This window comes from Pseudomonas aphyarum, from assembly GCF_028657055.1.
In the GTDB taxonomy this organism is placed as follows: Bacteria; Pseudomonadota; Gammaproteobacteria; order Pseudomonadales; family Pseudomonadaceae; genus Aquipseudomonas; species Aquipseudomonas aphyarum.
Genome location: NZ_JAMDGS010000013.1, coordinates 25935 through 41890, shown reverse-complemented (window position 1 = coordinate 41890; position 15956 = coordinate 25935). Strand labels below are relative to the sequence as shown.

Below are 15956 nucleotides of genomic sequence, written 5' to 3'. Positions count from 1 at the left end.
TCAGTAGTGATACCACTTCACTTCCAGCATCACCTCGGTTTCCGGTGTGGCCAGATGGCTGAATTCACGCTGGGCGCTCAGGCGCAGGCCGAGGTTGCGCGACAATTCCCACTGCTGATTCAGGCTCAGGCTACGGCGCACTTCACCATTGAAGAAGTAATCGCCTTTGGCCTCCACGCTGAGATTGCCCAGCGGGTTTTTCCACAACACGCCGGTATTGAAACCGCCTGCGGGGGAAACGAACTCGGCGAAATCATTGTTGTGTTCAACGCGCACCGTGCCAAGGGCGAATCCCAGCACATCGTCACTCAGCGCCCATGTTCCGCCACCGCCACCGTTGACGTGGCTGACCAACGTCTCGTCATCATGCTTGCCCGGTACACGTTCAAGACCACCGGTGACCTGCCACGACAGAGGCTGCAACAGCGCATTGCGCGGCGTCAGCGAGCGGATGGTCGCCAGGTCCAGTTGCTGGAACTGCCAGTGATTGCCTTCGTACTGGCGTAGCTTCATCTGCAGGATTTCGATCTGTGCGCCGAGGGGGAAACTCTCGGCGTTGTCGTTGAGGTCGTGATAGGCCATGCGCAAGCCGTACTCGCCGAACGCACGGTCACCGCGCGTGCCGAGACCGGCTTGCCAGGTGCGCGATTCGTGGCCGTCCTCGGGCAGGCCCGGTTGTGGAATCTGCAGCTCCGGCGCCGGATTCTTGTTGATCGCCCGCAGCAATTCGAAACTGCGCTGGGCCCGTTGCGGATCACGTTCCTGGCCGTTGGCGCGGTAGCGTTCCAGCCGATACGCCGCGTCGATGATCAGCGCTTGCTGATCCCGGGGCAGGGCCTTGAAGGCCGGATCCTGCAATTGCTGCTGGTCGGCACTGACTTTCAGCACCCAGTCCTGTTCTTCGCCGCTCAAGGGTTCGGCGCGGCTGAGCAGTTCGCGCTCGCGGGACGGGCGATACTCGATGTGCTCGACCAGCCCGGCTTCCTTCACCGCTTTGACGGTGTCGGTGGGGATCGCGGTCAGCGGGAATTGTTCGGTCAGGCGCAGGCTCGGGCGCGCCACCTGCAACAGTTCCAGCAGGCGATAGGAGCAGTTTTCATCGAAGAAGAAATAGTCGAACTGGATCTGCTTCAACTCCCACACATGCTCGACCATTCGCGCGGTTTCGGCTTGCGTCAGATTGAGCCGGTACTCCCACAGGTCGCGGTTTTCCAGGCTGCGGTATTCCGAGAGCTTTTCCTGATAGGGCACCAGCGCGAACAGCCCCGGATAACCGCCCATCAGACCTTTCCAAGCGTACAGGATGCTGTTGTCCGAACCTTCGATGTAGGCGCCGAAGTTGATCGCGTAACTGAGCAGCGAAGTCTTGTCGCTTTGTACGTCAGCCTGGTCGATGCGCAGCAGGGTGTGGCCGAACATCGACGACGGGCTGTTGAGGTAGGCCGCCGGGAAAATCATCACCGCACTGTGGGGCGAGACGTCCTTGAACCACTTCTTGAATTCGGCGCAGTCCGGCGTCGGCAGGTCGGTCAGGTTGAGTTGATCTTTCAACCAGCGGGTGCGTGCCGGGTAGACGCACTGGGCGTGTTGCTCACCGAGACTGGCGGGGGCGTACAGCGCTTGCACGGTGGCGGCCAACTCATGGTCGGGATGTTCGTTGCCGTCGGGGGCAAGAAAGAATTTTTTGTCGCTGACGTAGCTGCGCCAGCCACCGAGCTTGGCGGTTTCGTAATGACCGAGGGAAATCCAGAAGCGGTCGTTGGCCAGTTGCTGCAAACGTTGAGGGTCGACGTGAGGCGCGGCGGACAGCGGGGCGCAGACACACAGCGCCAGCCAGGCAAGGCGTTTGAGCATAAATGGCAACTTAAGTCGAAAGAAACAAAGACCCAAGAAGGGCGGGTCGAAAAAATAAAACCCGCTTCCCGAAAGAAGCGGGTGGGTCGAGCTTAAGCCTGAGTCGCGTACTTGGCCAGACGTGGGTCCGCCTTCAGAACGGCCAGGGTGTTGGTATGCACGTCTTCGGCGGTCACGTCAGCCTTGCTGAAGATCTGCTGGAAGTGCTCGTGAGTGACGGCGGCGAAGTGCGCACGGTCTTCCGGCGCCACGCCCAGTACCACGGCATAGGTCGTCAGCGCTTCGCCGTTGCCTTTTGCCATGTCTTCGGACAGCTCGTTCATCATGCCATTCATGGCAAACCAGGATTTGCCGCCGTAGGTCAGCGATGCGTTGGTGGAGCAACCGTTGGTGCCGGACGTCATGCCGAATGTGGCGTTGCCGGAGGTGCCGTTGGTGGTGGATGCCAGGAAGTGAGCCGGGGTGCCACGCTGACCTTCGAACAGCATGTTGCCCCAACCGCAATCCGGGCCGCCTGGAGCTTGCGCCATTGCGTTGATGGATACAGCGGTGAAGAGAGTACCGAGAAGAATCCGTTTCATAGCTTTGTTCTCTTTGTGTGCATACCAATGGACAGGGTTCTGGCCCCCCAAGCTCTGTAGAAACAGATCCAAACGAAGCCAGTGGGCCGGTATTAGTTCCAGCCGCGCAGTTTGGAGTTTAGGCACGTTCCCGGGGTTCCGTGATTTTTTCCGAAAGATTTGGCGATACCCCCCGGTTTCACTGGGGCTGCGTCAAGGTTGGCCGGTTGTCTATGCTTTGTCGTATGGCGCGCCTTGCCAGTGGGGCTCGGGCAGCGCCAGAATGCCGCTATCTGCCCCGCCTGATTGTTAAGGAAGCCCGATGCCTGATCCTGTTGCTGCCAGCTTGCGTCTAGCGCCCGAAGCGCTGACCCGTCCGTTTTCCGCTGAACAGTTCAGCTTCACTACCACCAATGATCTGGAGCCCTTTCGCGGTGTGCTCGGCCAGGAACGTGCGGTCGAAGCCTTGCAGTTCGGTGTGGCCATGCCACGCCCCGGTTACAACGTATTCGTCATGGGCGAGCCCGGCACCGGCCGTTTCTCGTTCGTCAAACGCTACCTGAAGGCCGAAGGCAAACGCCTGCAGACCCCGGCGGACTGGGTCTACGTCAACAATTTCGATGAGCCGCGCGAACCCCGCGCCCTGGAGCTGCCATCGGGCAGCGCCGCTGCTTTCATCGGCGACATCAACGGCCTGATCGACAACCTGCTGTCGACCTTTCCTGCGGTATTCGAACACCCGTCCTACCAGCAGAAGAAGAGCGCCATCGACCGCGCCTTCAACCAGCGCTACGACAAGGCGCTGGATGTCATCGAACGTCTGGCCCTGGAAAAAGACGTCGCCCTGTACCGCGACAGCAGCAACATCGCCTTCACCCCGATGCTTGAAGGCAAGGCGCTGGATGAAGCCGAATTCGCCCAGTTGCCGGAGGCCGAGCGCGAGCGTTTCCACGAGGACATTTCCGGCCTCGAAGAACGCCTGAACGAAGAACTCGCCAGCCTGCCGCAATGGAAGCGCGAGTCGAGCAACCAGCTGCGTCAGCTCAACGAAGAAACCATCACCCTGGCCTTGCAGCCTTTGCTCGCACCGCTGTCGGAAAAGTACGCGGAAAACGCCGCCGTCTGCGGTTACCTGCAAGCGATGCAGGTGTACCTGCTGAAAACCGTGGTCGAGCAACTGGTCGATGACAGCAAGACCGATGCGGTCGCGCGCAAGCTGCTGGAAGAGCAATACGCCCCGAGCCTGGTGGTCGGCCATCCGGCCAGCGGCGGTGCGCCGGTGGTGTTCGAGCCGCATCCGACCTACGAAAACTTGTTCGGCCGTATCGAGTACACCACCGATCAGGGCGCGCTCTACACCACCTATCGCCAGTTGCGTCCGGGTGCGTTGCATCGCGCCAATGGCGGTTTCCTGATTCTTGAAGCGGAAAAAATGCTCAGCGAGCCGTTTGTGTGGGATGCGCTCAAGCGCGCCCTGCAATCGCGCAAGCTGAAAATGGAATCGCCGCTGGGCGAGATGGGTCGTTTCGCCACCGTGACGCTCAACCCGCAGCACATTCCGTTGCAGGTCAAAGTGATCATCATCGGCGCCCGTCAGTTGTATTACACGCTGCAGGACCTCGATCCGGACTTCCAGGAGATGTTCCGCGTTCTGGTGGATTTCGACGAAGACATCCCGATGGTCGACGAAAGCCTGGAGCAGTTCGCCCAGTTGCTGAAAACCCGAACTTCCGAAGAAGGCATGGCGCCGTTGACCGCCGACGCGGTAGCGCGTCTGGCAACTTACAGTGCGCGTCTGGCTGAACACCAGGGGCGTTTGTCGGCGCGGATCGGCGATCTGTTCCAATTGGTCAGCGAGGCGGATTTCATCCGGCATCTGGCCAACGATGAAATGACCGACGCCGGCCACATCGAGCGTGCGCTCAAGGCCAAGGCCACTCGCACTGGTCGGGTGTCGGCGCGGATTCTCGACGACATGCTGGCGGGGATCATTCTGATCGACACCGACGGCGCGGCGGTCGGTAAATGCAACGGCCTGACCGTGCTCGAAGTCGGTGACTCGGCGTTTGGTGTACCGGCGCGGATTTCCGCCACGGTGTACCCGGGCGGCAGCGGCATCGTCGACATCGAACGCGAGGTCAACCTCGGTCAGCCGATTCACTCCAAGGGTGTGATGATTCTCACCGGGTATCTGGGCAGCCGTTATGCACAGGAATTCCCGCTGGCGATTTCCGCGAGCATCGCGCTGGAGCAATCCTACGGCTACGTCGATGGCGACAGTGCGTCGTTGGGCGAGGCGTGCACGCTGATTTCGGCGTTGTCGAAAACCCCGCTCAAGCAGTGCTTCGCGATCACCGGATCGATCAACCAGTTCGGCGAAGTGCAGGCGGTGGGCGGGGTCAACGAGAAGATCGAAGGCTTCTTCCGTCTCTGCGAAGCACGCGGGTTGACGGGCGAGCAGGGTGCGATCATTCCGCAGGCCAACGTCGCCACCTTGATGCTCGATGAGAAGGTGCTGGCGGCGGTGCGTGCCGGGCAGTTCCACGTTTACGCGGTGCGTCAGGCCGACGAAGCGTTGAGCCTGCTGGTGGGCGAGCCGGCCGGTGAGCCGAACGAAGAGGGCGAATTCCCGGAAGGCAGCGTCAATGCGCGGGTGGTGGAACGTCTGCGGGTGATTGCCGAGATGATCAGCGAAGAGGATCTGAAAGAGGCCGAGAAGGAACTGGCGCAGGAGGCGCTGGCCGAGGCCAAACCAGCTTAAGTCAGGCGACAAAACAAAAACGGGAGCCTTGTGCTCCCGTTTTTGTTTTGTCGCGAACGTCGGCAAAAGTGCCATCACTCTGGCGTCAATATTCACACAATGACCATTCGGCGCCTTCTGGTTCTGTGCGGCTTGCGCGCCGGACTTTTCTTCTATTCTCTGGTCAAGGACATCGACAGTATCACTGGATCGAAACAGCTCTTCAGCAAGGGCTGAACACCGGCTTTACCGAGGGTCGCCGCCATGTCGCGCAACCTCTGCCTCACCCGTCAATGCCTGGGTCTCGTGACCCGTATCGAATGCGCCATCAAACCGTTGGCCGGCGATAACGGCATGTGGACGTTGCTCTTCGCCGCCGGCATGGCCGGTGAACAACCTTCCGCCATCAAGGCTCAGGGCCCGTTTCACGGGCCGATCGCCGCCGAGTCGATTCTCGACACCATCGTTGAAAGCCTGACGATGCACGGCTATGAACTGGCCAATGATCCACAGATCTGGTCGTTGCATCTGCAGGCGCAGTTGCGGCAGATCAACGGTGGACGCGGACGCAGCATCGGCACTTTCGATCACTAGAGTGCCGATCATCAGCGTCGATCAGGGCGCAGCGCCCTGGGTCTGCGCCTTGTCGAGTTTGACCTCAAAGCCGTATTGCACGGTGGCGAGGTCGGTTCGCTGGTAGGTTTCCACGTGCGTCGGGCGGCCGTAGAAATAATGCACGCCGAATAACGCCGGCCCTTCCGCGCTCGCGTCGTGGCTGACCGACAGAATCTGTTTCAGATAATGACCGCTGTCGTCCTTGACGAAGAATCGCCATTCGTTGGCCGGGTATCGCTTCAAATCCACCACCAGCGCGTTGTTCCTGATTTCCAGACCTTTGGGCAGGGCCTTGGCTTCGTAAGCCTGTTTGTCCACCGTGGCCAGGAACAACGGCATCGAGCCGACGGCAATCGCCGGGGTTTCCGGGAACAGGTTCAGGTCGTAGGTGATCGTCGCCTGTAGTGGATCGACCTGGTATGCCTCGGGTGGCAGTTCGATTGGCTCGTCGAGTTTGCCGTTGTGCTTTTCAGTGAAGAACGTCACCGGGCTTTCGCCGGGGCTGAAGTCGTTGCCGAGCAATTCATCATTGAAGGTTTTGCGGTGGTCGAACTCGATGCGCGCGGCGCTCGGTTCTTCAACCGACTGGCGGATATGAACGCCGCTTTTCAGCTGTTCCTCCGTCAGGGACGCGCCCTTGAGCCAGTCGGGCGCCTGGTCGTCGTAGACGGTGATCGGCAGGTCGAGCGGCTGCACGGTTTTTTCCGTGGTGTGCGGATCGAATTCGCGCACGGGCAGATCCAGCGCCTTGCGGGTGACGGTCGCTTCGGAAAAATCCAGCAGGCTGACTTCGAGCGTGTCGATCGGGCCGTTGAAGTACACCTTGTTGTAGTGGTGCGGGTGCTGTTGCTCAAAGGCCTGCTGTTCATCGTCCAGCTTTTTTTCCAGCGCCTCGCTCCAGCCCTTTTGCTGTTGCAGGTAGGCCAGCTGCTTTTGATAGAACGCCACCTGCTCGGGGTTTTCGTTGATGGCGCCGGCACGCACCAGATACTGGCCCGTCGAGTCGCGGGCCTGGACGATCAACGGATTGAGTCGGGTGTTGGCGACTTCCGGCGCGAGCGGCAGCTGGTTGCTGAACTCGAGTTCGGCGTAGTGGGTGTCCAGTTTCAGCAGGGTCACGCTGAGGTTGCCGTCGGAGCGGGTCTGGCCGACGTCCTTTTTATCCAGGTTGAAACTGTGCAGGCGTTTCGGCGCGATGACTTCCACCTGGCCTTGCAGACTGACCGGGCGCGGCAGGTTCTTCTTGTCGACATTCAACCCTTCGATGAACGGGTAGGTGACGGTCAGGTCGTCGGGGTTGGTGACGTTGGAACTGGACGGACTCAACTGAATGCCCGGATCGGTTTCCGACCACTCCGGCTGATAAGCGATGACCCGTTTATTGCTCAGGGTCACCGATTGCCATTCCACGCCATGGGGGAACAGAAAGCCGCCGGGGATGTTGAGAACGAAAGGGAACACGGGTTGCAGGTCGGTGAGGTAATCGGAGCTGGAATCCTTGTGCAGTACGAACAGGCCATTGATGAAGGTGTCGACCAGCGCCTGGGGTGTCGGGTAATGCCGGAGCACGCCGAGGGCATCTTCCCCGTATTCGGTCCGGGGTGGTTTATTGTCGAGCTTCTGTTGCGCGCGTTCGAGCAACAGCAGCGAGCCGCCGAGTTCGGTTACGGCGTCCTTGAGTTTCGGGTCGGTGATGGCGTCCAGCGATTGCTCGAACTGTGCGGTCTTTTCTTCGAGGCTGACGGCGGGTTTTTCATCGCCGGGGGAACACCCGCCAAGCAACAGGGCGAGGCAAAATCCGGCAGTCGTTATCGGCAATCGCACATCCATTTCCAGTCGTCCTGTCCACTGTCGCTGGGCTGTCAATGGTTTGGACACTAGCAGAAAAACTTTGACACACACACGCAGGTGGCGGATTTCCGGACGGTTTCTGGCTGTCATGGGCGGCTGGTATACTCGCCGCCGATTTCAACCCTTCTTGTGTGAGAGTCAATGGAACGCTTTATCGAAAATGCAATGTACGCCACGCGCTGGCTGCTGGCGCCGATCTACATCGGGCTGTCCCTCGGGCTGCTGGCGCTGGCATTGAAATTCTTCCAGGAAGTGTTTCATGTCATTCCCAACGTCTTCTCCATGGCCGAGTCCGAGCTGATTCTGGTGCTGCTGTCGCTGATCGACATGGCGCTGGTCGGCGGCTTGCTGGTGATGGTGATGATTTCCGGCTACGAAAACTTCGTGTCCGAGCTGAACATCGATGAAGGCAAAGAGAAGCTCAGCTGGCTGGGCACCATGGACTCCTCGTCGCTGAAGATGAAAGTGGCGGCGTCGATCGTGGCGATCTCCTCGATCCACCTGTTGCGAGTGTTCATGGACGCGCAGAACAAGGATCCTGAGCACCTCATGTGGTACGTGATCATCCATATGACCTTCGTGGTCTCGGCGTTTGCCATGGGTTATCTGGACAAGCTCACCAAGCACTGATGAGCTGACGATTGCTGTAACAAAACCGCCCGTCTGTTGCGAAACAGACGGGCGGTGTCGTTTGTGGCTTGTACTTTGATCGGCCGAGGCATATCCCTGTAGGTCTCAAGGCTCGCCACCGCGTGAGGTGCGTTCATGAACCTGCAAGAGTTGAATGCGTTTGCCGTCGCCAGAAAGGTCGACGAACTGAATCTGATCTCCATGGAAGGCGGGATCTATCTGCTGGAAGCCCGAATGCATGGTGCGGCGTATCCGCTGAGCGATCCGCAGGGGAAAATGCTGACGCTGCGTTCGGTCGAGCATGCCCGGGATGTGCTGCATAACTTTCCGGTGCTGCCTTTCAATCTGGTGCACACCTCGGTGCACGATGAAATGTGCGGTCTTGGCGCCAGTGGCGAAGAAAGCCTGAAGGTGCCGCTGGCCTGGCGATCCGCGCTGTAGGCCCGAGGGCCTGATCAATGCCGGAACATCTGTGCTAGTCTGCTCGCCCTTTTGGTTCCGGGCGCGCCGGGACGCGCTGTGTACGCACGGCATGTCCTGAGGCCGTCCGCACAGCGGAGCAGTGTCATGTCCGAAGTAAATCTGTCCACCGACGAAACCCGCGTCAGCTACGGCATCGGCCGTCAGCTGGGTGACCAGCTGCGCGACAACCCGCCACCGGGTGTCAGCCTGGACGCCATCCTGGCCGGCCTGACCGACGCATTCGCCGGTAAGGAAAGCCGTGTAAGCCAGGAAGCCATGTCCGCCAGCTTCAAGGTGATCCGCGAGATCATGCAAGCCGAAGCCGCTGCCAAAGCTGAAGCCGCCGCTGGCGAAGGCCTGGCATTCCTGGCTGAAAACGCCAAGAAAGAAGGCATCACCACGCTGGCTTCCGGCCTGCAGTTCGAAGTGCTGACTCAAGGTGAAGGCGCCAAGCCATCCCGTGAAGACACCGTGCGTACTCACTACCACGGCACGCTGATCGACGGCACCGTGTTCGACAGCTCCTACGAGCGTGGCCAGCCGGCTGAATTCCCGGTTGGCGGCGTTATCGCTGGCTGGACCGAAGCCCTGCAACTGATGAATGCCGGCAGCAAATGGCGTCTGTACGTGCCGAGCGAACTGGCTTACGGCGCTCAAGGCGTTGGCAGCATCCCGCCGCACAGCGTTCTGGTGTTCGACGTCGAGCTGCTCGACGTTCTGTAATCCCGTTACCCTGCACAAGCGTGGCTTGTGCAGGGTTTCTCCGCCGATCTCATACTTCGATCTTGTTGTGCAGTTCACTGGTCGGGCGCAAGGCCCGGGCATAGCAGAACAGGAACAGATTGCGCACCAGCTCCTTGAGCACCAATGGCTCGCTGGAACTCAGGCCGCTGACGTCCAGATCCCCTTGATCCTGCAACTCGTGCAGGGCTTCTTCTTCCAGTACGGCGCAGACTTCACCGGTTTCCCGATGCAGGATCCTGAGGTACGGGTGCGGGCGATCCAGCCAGGCGTCGATCAAATAAGTCATGGGTCTCATCTCCATTGAAAGGGTTTCAATGAGAATAATTCTTATTCGTCAAATAGCAAGCGCCTATTGGCGGTTTGTGATTTTTTGCGGGTAAAGATTGCGTAAGGTCAAAACGGCTGGCGTTTGGCTATCGCGAGGATTTGTTGGGGAATGCGGGGGAGGGCGAAGCTCCATCCCACGGCGGGCGCGGGATGGAAGACAGCAGACTCAGACTTTTCTGACGAACTCGGATTTGAGTTTCATCGGGCCGATGCCGTCGATCTTGCAGTCGATGTCGTGATCGCCATCGCACAGGCGGATGTTCTTGACCTTGGTGCCGACCTTGACCACCAGCGAAGTGCCCTTGACCTTCAGGTCCTTGATCACGGTGATGGTGTCGCCGTCCTGCAGGACGTTACCGACCGAATCTTTCTTCACGGCGTCATCGGACGCCACTTCGGCTTCACCGCCGGCGGACCACTCGTGGGCGCACTCCGGGCACACCAGTTGGGTGCCGTCTTCGTAGGTGTATTCGGAATTGCATTTCGGGCAGGGTGGCAACGTGCTCACTAAGGCTCCTTGGAGAGGGGATCGCTAAAAGTCGCACATTGTATAGGGTTTTAGCCGCTGATGGCAGGCAACAAAAAACCGCAGGCTCCAATGGAGGCTGCGGTTTTTTGATGATGCAGCATTGATCAGTGCGTGCGGGCGACCGCGAACTCGCTCAGCTCAACCAGTGCATCGCGGTATTCGCTGGCCGGCAGCGCGTCGAGGCACTTGATCGCGCGAGCCACGTAATCACGGGCCAGTTGCGCGGTGTATTCCAGCGAACCGGAGGCTTCCACGGCGATGCGGATGCTTTCCAGGTCTTCGATCCCGCCTTTCTGGATCGCCTGACGTACCAGTGCAGCTTGCTCTGGCGTGCCTTCGCGCATGGTGTAGATCAGCGGCAGGGTCGGCTTGCCTTCGGCCAGATCGTCACCGACGTTCTTGCCCAGGGTTTCGGCGTCGCCCTTGTAGTCGAGCAGGTCGTCGACCAGCTGGAACGCCACGCCCAGGTGATCGCCGAAGGTACGCAGCGCTTCGCTCTGCTCGGCGGTGGCGCCGGCCAGCGCCGCGGCGCTGTGGGTCGAAGCTTCGAAAAGCATCGCGGTCTTGCCGCGGATGACTTCCATGTAGGTTTCTTCAGTGGTGCTGGCGTCGCGAACCTTGGACAGCTGCAGCACTTCGCCTTCGGCGATGATGCGCGTGGCCTGGGACAGGATCTTCATCACCGGCATCGAGCCCAGTTCGACCATCATCTCGAACGAGCGCGAGTACAGGAAGTCGCCGACCAGTACGCTCGGGGCGTTGCCCCACATGGCATTGGCGGTCGAACGGCCACGGCGCATGCCGGACATGTCGACCACGTCGTCATGCAGCAGGGTGGCGGTGTGCAGGAATTCGATGGTGGCGGCCAGCAGGCGCATGTCGTCGCCTTCGCGACCCAGGGCCTTGCCACACAGCAGCACCAATAAAGGACGCAGGCGTTTGCCGCCGGCCGACGTGATGTAATCGCCGATTTTCGATACCAGCGGCACTCGGGAAGTCAGCTGCTTCTTGATGATGCCGTCGACGGCGCTAAAATCGTCCGCCACCGCGCGGTAGAAAGCTTGGGGTTGCATCAGCGACAGGTGCTCCAGAAGGGTTGCGCGGCATGCTAGGACCCACGTCCGGGCCTGTCAAGGCGCGATGGACGGCCCCTTGCATGACTTCGAAGGCTTGCGTACAATCGCGCACCCTGAACTTCCTGGGCAGCACCTGCCTTACGCAATTGCAAACGGGCCTCCAGCCCATTGCAGCCATGCCAGCCAATACCTCTTCTTATAAAGAGCTGGGTGAGCAGGATTATCGGAGAAATACCATGTCTTATGCAGTAATCGTTACTGGTGGCAAGCAGTACAAAGTTGCACCAGGTGAATACCTGAAGATCGAAAAACTGGAAGTCGCTACTGGCGAATCCGTAACTTTTGATCGCGTTCTGTTGGTTGCCAATGGCGACGACGTGAATATCGGCGCTCCAGTTGTTGCTGGCGCTACCGTTGTGGCTGAAGTGATCTCCCAAGGTCGTCACGATAAAGTCCGCATCATCAAGTTCCGTCGTCGTAAGCACCACATGAAGCGTATGGGCCACCGCCAGTGGTACACCGAGATCAAAATCACCGGTATTCAGGCTTAATTTCAGCCTAATTCCTCACTAGGAGAATTGACTCATGGCACACAAAAAAGCTGGTGGTAGTACCCGTAACGGTCGCGACTCAGAAGCCAAACGCCTTGGCGTGAAGATGTATGGCGGCCAGGTCATCAAGGCCGGCAACATCATCGTGCGTCAGCGCGGCACCCAATTCCACGCTGGCTACGGCGTTGGCATGGGTAAAGATCACACTCTCTTCGCGAAAATCGAAGGCGTGATCAAGTTCGAAGTAAAGGGCGCTTTCAACCGCCGTTACGTGAGCGTAGTCGCGGCTTAATCGCGAGTATGCTGGAGAAGCCCTGTCTTGCGACGGGGCTTTTTCGTTTGTGGGGTGAGTCTCTTGCAAAGCTGTTTGTATGGGCTGTCGGCGCGCGATGCAGTTCGTGAGTTGGGGTCGCTGCGCTCATTTTTGCAAGAGTCTTATGTCTTGATTGTTTTTCGGCTCGTCCGTACGGCGAGAGGCGTTGGTTATGAAGTTTGTTGATGAAGTATCGATCCGCGTAAAGGCTGGTGACGGCGGCAATGGCTGCATGAGTTTCCGTCGGGAAAAATTCATTGAAAACGGCGGTCCGAACGGTGGTGACGGCGGTGACGGCGGTTCCATCTTCATGATGGCCGACGAAAACCTCAACACCCTGGTGGACTACCGTTACACCCGGCACTTCGATGCCGAGCGTGGCTCCAACGGTGGCAGCACCGACTGCACCGGCAAGAAGGGTGAAGACCTGATCCTGCGCGTGCCGGTCGGCACCACTGTGATCGACTCCGCCACCCAGGAAGTCATTGGCGACCTGACCAAGGCCGGTCAGAAACTGATGGTGGTTCAGGGCGGCTGGCACGGTCTGGGCAACACCCGTTTCAAATCCAGTACCAACCGTGCGCCGCGCCAGACCACGCCGGGCAAGCCGGGCGAGCAGCGCGACCTGAAACTGGAAATGAAAGTGCTGGCTGACGTCGGCCTGTTGGGTCTGCCGAACGCCGGTAAAAGTACCTTTATCCGTTCGGTATCGGCTGCCAAGCCGAAAGTTGCCGATTACCCGTTCACTACCCTGGTGCCGAATCTGGGTGTGGTCAGCGTCGATCGCTGGAAAAGCTTCGTCATCGCCGACATTCCGGGGCTGATCGAAGGCGCTTCCGACGGTGCTGGCCTGGGGATTCGTTTCCTCAAGCACCTGGCGCGTACCCGTCTGTTGCTGCATCTCGTGGACATGGCGCCGCTGGACGACAGCAGTGCGCCGGACGCCGCTGAAGTGATCGTCAACGAGCTGATCAAGTTCAGTCCGTCGCTGGCCGAGCGTGATCGCTGGCTGGTGCTGAACAAGTGCGACCAGATCCTCGAAGAAGAGCACGAGGAGCGGGTCAAGGAAGTGGTCGAGCGTCTGCAGTGGGAAGGTCCGGTCTACGTGATCTCGGCCATCGCCAAAGACGGCACCGAGCGCCTGACGCGCGACATCATGCGTTATCTGGAAGATCGTGCCGATCGCCTGGCCAATGACCCGGCCTACAAGGAAGAGCTGGCCGATCTCGATCAGCGCATCGAAGACGAAGCCCGTGCGCAGTTGCAGGCGCTGGACGACAAGCGTGCCCTGCGTCGCAGCGGCGTGAAGTCGGTCCACGACATCGGCGACGATGATTGGGACGAAGAAGATGTGGATGACGAAGACGGTCCGGAAATCATTTACGTGCGTGACTGATTCGTTGCAGTAAACTTAAGCGCCGCTCAATCGAGCGGCGTTTTAGTATCTGGAAATCGATTGTTGGTCACGAAGAACCACGAATAACGTCACGGGCAGTGCCAGGTCGCGCTGCCCTCAAGCTAAGGTTGAAGATGATGCGGAGCAAGGTGACAGGTGCGCAGCGTTGGGTCGTGAAGATCGGCAGCGCTTTGCTGACAGCGGATGGCAAAGGGCTGGATCGCGCGGCAATGGGTGTCTGGGTCGAGCAGATGGTGGCTTTGCATGAGGCCGGCGTCGAGCTGGTGCTGGTGTCCTCCGGGGCAGTGGCGGCGGGCATGAGTCGCCTGGGCTGGACCGCTCGACCCAGTGCGATGCACGAGCTCCAGGCCGCTGCAGCAATCGGTCAGATGGGCTTGGTGCAGGCTTGGGAATCGAGCTTTGCCGAGCATGGCCGGCACACTGCGCAGATTCTCCTGACCCACGACGACCTGTCCGACCGCAAGCGCTACCTGAACGCTCGCAGCACCTTGCGTGCGCTGGTCGAGCTGAAAGTCATCCCGGTGATCAACGAGAACGACACCGTGGTGACTGACGAAATCCGCTTCGGCGACAACGACACGCTCGCGGCGCTGGTGGCCAACCTGGTCGAGGCCGATCTGCTGGTGATCCTGACGGATCGCGACGGCATGTTCGACGCTGATCCGCGCAACAACCCTGACGCCCAATTGATTTACGAAGCGCGCGCCGATGATCCGACGCTGGATGCGGTGGCGGGCGGTACTGGCGGTGCATTGGGTCGTGGCGGCATGCAGACCAAGCTGCGCGCGGCTCGTCTGGCGGCGCGTTCCGGGGCGCACACCATCATTGTTGGCGGGCGTCTGGAGCGCGTGCTCGATCGTCTGAAGGCGGGTGAGCGCATTGGTACGTTGCTGTCGCCTGAGCGCGGCATGCTCGCGGCGCGCAAGCAGTGGCTGGCCGGGCATCTGCAAACCCGTGGCACGCTGGTGCTGGATGATGGCGCGGTTTCCGCGTTGTCCCAAGGCAACAAAAGCCTGCTGCCGGTCGGCGTCAAGCTGGTTCAGGGCAGTTTCCGTCGTGGCGAAATGGTGGTTTGCGTGGCGCCGGACGGTCGTGAGATCGCCCGCGGCCTGGCCAACTACAGCGCGCTGGAAGCACAAAAAATCATCGGTCAGTCGTCGGATGCGATTGTCGGTTTGCTGGGGTATATGGCTGAGCCGGAACTGGTTCACCGTGACAACCTGATTCTGGTGTAAGGAAAACGCGATGCGCATGGCAAAAGGATTGTTGGGCTTGCTGATGGCGTTGCCATTGCTGGCCTCGGCCGAGGAAATCGGTCAGGTGTCGACGGTGTTCAAGTTTGTCGGGCCGAACGACCGGATCGTGGTCGAGGCATTCGATGATCCAAAGGTCGAAGGTGTGACCTGCTACCTGTCGCGCGCCAAGACGGGCGGTGTGAAGGGTGGGTTGGGTCTGGCCGAGGATCGTGCCGAGGCGTCCATTGCTTGCCGTCAGGTCGGGCCGATCAACTTCAAAGGTGAATTGAAGGATGGCGAAGAGGTGTTCAAGGAGCGCACTTCGCTGGTGTTCAAGACGATGCAGGTGGTGCGCTTCCTCGACAAGAAGCGCAACACGCTGGTGTATCTGGTCTACAGCGATCGTCTGATCGAAGGTAGCCCGCAGAATGCGGTGACGGCGATCCCGATTCTGCCTTGGGCGTCGGCTCATTAATCGCGCGTAAAAAAAGAGGAGCCGGTTGGCTCCTCTTTTTTTGCCTGCGATTTGCTGAAATCAGGGCAAATCGCAGGCAATAAAAAACCGACCCTGAGGTCGGTTTTTAATGACTACGTCGATTAGGCAGCTTCTTTCAGTGCCTTGACGTGGCCATTCAGACGGCTCTTATGACGAGCAGCCTTGTTCTTGTGGATGATGCCTTTATCGGCCATGCGGTCGATAACTGGCACAGCCAGAACGTATGCAGCTTGAGCTTTTTCAGCGTCTTTTGCGTCGATGGCTTTAACTACATTCTTGATGTAGGTACGAACCATGGAACGCAGGCTGGCGTTGTGGCTGCGACGCTTCTCAGCCTGTTTTGCACGTTTTTTGGCGGAAGGTGAGTTGGCCACCGTCGAGCTCCTCGAAAGACTTTTTAGGAAATAGCAAACAAAATAGGCCGCGAATCATGCCGATGAAGAGATGTCTTGTCAAGGGCGCTTGAGACGTTCCGCTAAGTGGTAGGTATAAAGAGGCGGGATATTTATTTCCGGCGCTTGACCTGTAAACTCGCGAGCTTTGGCTCTGTGCTGTT

At 59.4% G+C, this 15956-nt stretch carries 17 protein-coding genes; 10 read left to right on the top strand and 7 right to left on the bottom strand.

Going from position 1 to position 15956, the window contains the following annotated elements:
- Together M5G18_RS19480 and M5G18_RS19475 are read right to left on the bottom strand one after the other, a co-directional pair.
- Complete coding sequence (locus tag M5G18_RS19480) at positions 1 to 1854, bottom strand: Lnb N-terminal periplasmic domain-containing protein (RefSeq protein WP_273897771.1); 1854 nt, start codon at positions 1852 to 1854, stop codon at positions 1 to 3.
- Positions 1855 to 1946: 92 nt separating this feature from the next.
- Positions 1947 to 2435: a DUF3015 domain-containing protein gene (locus M5G18_RS19475; protein WP_007950971.1), complete on the bottom strand. Its 489-nt coding sequence runs from the start codon at positions 2433 to 2435 to the stop codon at positions 1947 to 1949.
- A gap of 301 nt (positions 2436 to 2736) precedes the next feature.
- Here M5G18_RS19475 and M5G18_RS19470 point away from each other — a divergent pair, with 301 nt between their 5' ends.
- On the top strand, positions 2737 to 5175 hold the full coding sequence (locus tag M5G18_RS19470; RefSeq protein WP_273897773.1) for a Lon protease family protein: 2439 nt from the start codon (positions 2737 to 2739) through the stop codon (positions 5173 to 5175).
- 243 nt (positions 5176 to 5418) lie between these two features.
- Positions 5419 to 5748: a PA4575 family protein gene (locus M5G18_RS19465; protein ID WP_007950969.1), complete on the top strand. Its 330-nt coding sequence runs from the start codon at positions 5419 to 5421 to the stop codon at positions 5746 to 5748.
- Positions 5749 to 5769: 21 nt separating this feature from the next.
- Here the strand turns inward: M5G18_RS19465 and M5G18_RS19460 are convergent, their stop codons facing one another.
- The gene (locus tag M5G18_RS19460) at positions 5770 to 7599 is read right to left on the bottom strand and encodes a hypothetical protein (RefSeq protein WP_273897774.1); all 1830 of its coding nucleotides are present in this window, start codon (positions 7597 to 7599) and stop codon (positions 5770 to 5772) included.
- Between the two features lie 162 nt (positions 7600 to 7761).
- Here M5G18_RS19460 and M5G18_RS19455 point away from each other — a divergent pair, with 162 nt between their 5' ends.
- The 3 genes from M5G18_RS19455 to M5G18_RS19445 all read left to right on the top strand — a co-directional run bounded on the left by M5G18_RS19455 (position 7762) and on the right by M5G18_RS19445 (position 9435).
- Positions 7762 to 8250, top strand: coding sequence for a TIGR00645 family protein (locus tag M5G18_RS19455; protein ID WP_273897775.1), 489 nt, complete (start codon positions 7762 to 7764; stop codon positions 8248 to 8250).
- Positions 8251 to 8385: 135 nt separating this feature from the next.
- Entirely contained in the window at positions 8386 to 8691 is a 306-nt protein-coding gene (locus M5G18_RS19450; protein ID WP_007950966.1) for a DUF6482 family protein, read from the top strand.
- Positions 8692 to 8817: 126 nt separating this feature from the next.
- Positions 8818 to 9435 (top strand): BamJ family beta-barrel-assembly machinery protein, encoded by a 618-nt coding sequence (locus M5G18_RS19445; RefSeq protein ID WP_007950965.1) that lies wholly within the window; start codon positions 8818 to 8820, stop codon positions 9433 to 9435.
- A 49-nt stretch (positions 9436 to 9484) separates the two neighbouring features.
- Here the strand turns inward: M5G18_RS19445 and M5G18_RS19440 are convergent, their stop codons facing one another.
- From M5G18_RS19440 to M5G18_RS19430, 3 genes are all read right to left on the bottom strand, one after another.
- Positions 9485 to 9742, bottom strand: coding sequence for a PA4570 family protein (locus M5G18_RS19440; protein WP_007950964.1), 258 nt, complete (start codon positions 9740 to 9742; stop codon positions 9485 to 9487).
- A gap of 207 nt (positions 9743 to 9949) precedes the next feature.
- A complete protein-coding gene (locus M5G18_RS19435; protein WP_007950963.1) occupies positions 9950 to 10291 on the bottom strand; it encodes a zinc ribbon domain-containing protein YjdM in 342 nt (113 codons plus the stop codon).
- Positions 10292 to 10416: 125 nt separating this feature from the next.
- A complete protein-coding gene (locus M5G18_RS19430; protein WP_007950962.1) occupies positions 10417 to 11385 on the bottom strand; it encodes a polyprenyl synthetase family protein in 969 nt (322 codons plus the stop codon).
- Positions 11386 to 11624: 239 nt separating this feature from the next.
- Between M5G18_RS19430 and rplU the strand changes: the two genes are divergently transcribed.
- The 5 genes from rplU to M5G18_RS19405 all read left to right on the top strand — a co-directional run bounded on the left by rplU (position 11625) and on the right by M5G18_RS19405 (position 15379).
- A complete protein-coding gene (gene rplU, locus M5G18_RS19425) occupies positions 11625 to 11939 on the top strand; it encodes a 50S ribosomal protein L21 (protein WP_007950961.1) in 315 nt (104 codons plus the stop codon).
- A 34-nt stretch (positions 11940 to 11973) separates the two neighbouring features.
- Entirely contained in the window at positions 11974 to 12231 is a 258-nt protein-coding gene (rpmA, locus tag M5G18_RS19420; protein ID WP_007950960.1) for a 50S ribosomal protein L27, read from the top strand.
- Between the two features lie 193 nt (positions 12232 to 12424).
- Complete coding sequence (gene cgtA, locus M5G18_RS19415; RefSeq protein ID WP_127800000.1) at positions 12425 to 13648, top strand: Obg family GTPase CgtA; 1224 nt, start codon at positions 12425 to 12427, stop codon at positions 13646 to 13648.
- 137 nt (positions 13649 to 13785) lie between these two features.
- Positions 13786 to 14904, top strand: coding sequence for a glutamate 5-kinase (gene proB, locus M5G18_RS19410; RefSeq protein WP_045121906.1), 1119 nt, complete (start codon positions 13786 to 13788; stop codon positions 14902 to 14904).
- Positions 14905 to 14914: 10 nt separating this feature from the next.
- On the top strand, positions 14915 to 15379 hold the full coding sequence (locus M5G18_RS19405; RefSeq protein ID WP_007959533.1) for a CreA family protein: 465 nt from the start codon (positions 14915 to 14917) through the stop codon (positions 15377 to 15379).
- A 122-nt stretch (positions 15380 to 15501) separates the two neighbouring features.
- On the opposite strand, the gene rpsT is transcribed toward M5G18_RS19405, so the two are convergent.
- Positions 15502 to 15774 (bottom strand): 30S ribosomal protein S20, encoded by a 273-nt coding sequence (rpsT, locus tag M5G18_RS19400; protein ID WP_003228351.1) that lies wholly within the window; start codon positions 15772 to 15774, stop codon positions 15502 to 15504.
- Positions 15775 to 15956 lie beyond the last annotated feature (182 nt).

Excerpts from the sequence above, each read along its gene's own strand:
- M5G18_RS19480 (WP_273897771.1), bottom strand. The coding sequence starts at position 1,854 with ATGCTCAAACGCCTTGCCTGGCTGGCGCTGTGTGTCTGCGCCCCGCTG.
- M5G18_RS19475 (WP_007950971.1), bottom strand. The coding sequence starts at position 2,435 with ATGAAACGGATTCTTCTCGGTACTCTCTTCACCGCTGTATCCATCAAC.
- M5G18_RS19470 (WP_273897773.1), top strand. The coding sequence starts at position 2,737 with ATGCCTGATCCTGTTGCTGCCAGCTTGCGTCTAGCGCCCGAAGCGCTG.
- M5G18_RS19465 (WP_007950969.1), top strand. The coding sequence starts at position 5,419 with ATGTCGCGCAACCTCTGCCTCACCCGTCAATGCCTGGGTCTCGTGACC.
- M5G18_RS19460 (WP_273897774.1), bottom strand. The coding sequence starts at position 7,599 with ATGGATGTGCGATTGCCGATAACGACTGCCGGATTTTGCCTCGCCCTG.
- M5G18_RS19455 (WP_273897775.1), top strand. The coding sequence starts at position 7,762 with ATGGAACGCTTTATCGAAAATGCAATGTACGCCACGCGCTGGCTGCTG.
- M5G18_RS19450 (WP_007950966.1), top strand. The coding sequence starts at position 8,386 with ATGAACCTGCAAGAGTTGAATGCGTTTGCCGTCGCCAGAAAGGTCGAC.
- M5G18_RS19445 (WP_007950965.1), top strand. The coding sequence starts at position 8,818 with ATGTCCGAAGTAAATCTGTCCACCGACGAAACCCGCGTCAGCTACGGC.
- M5G18_RS19440 (WP_007950964.1), bottom strand. The coding sequence starts at position 9,742 with ATGACTTATTTGATCGACGCCTGGCTGGATCGCCCGCACCCGTACCTC.
- M5G18_RS19430 (WP_007950962.1), bottom strand. The coding sequence starts at position 11,385 with ATGCAACCCCAAGCTTTCTACCGCGCGGTGGCGGACGATTTTAGCGCC.
- rplU (WP_007950961.1), top strand. The coding sequence starts at position 11,625 with ATGTCTTATGCAGTAATCGTTACTGGTGGCAAGCAGTACAAAGTTGCA.
- rpmA (WP_007950960.1), top strand. The coding sequence starts at position 11,974 with ATGGCACACAAAAAAGCTGGTGGTAGTACCCGTAACGGTCGCGACTCA.
- cgtA (WP_127800000.1), top strand. The coding sequence starts at position 12,425 with ATGAAGTTTGTTGATGAAGTATCGATCCGCGTAAAGGCTGGTGACGGC.
- proB (WP_045121906.1), top strand. The coding sequence starts at position 13,786 with ATGCGGAGCAAGGTGACAGGTGCGCAGCGTTGGGTCGTGAAGATCGGC.
- M5G18_RS19405 (WP_007959533.1), top strand. The coding sequence starts at position 14,915 with ATGCGCATGGCAAAAGGATTGTTGGGCTTGCTGATGGCGTTGCCATTG.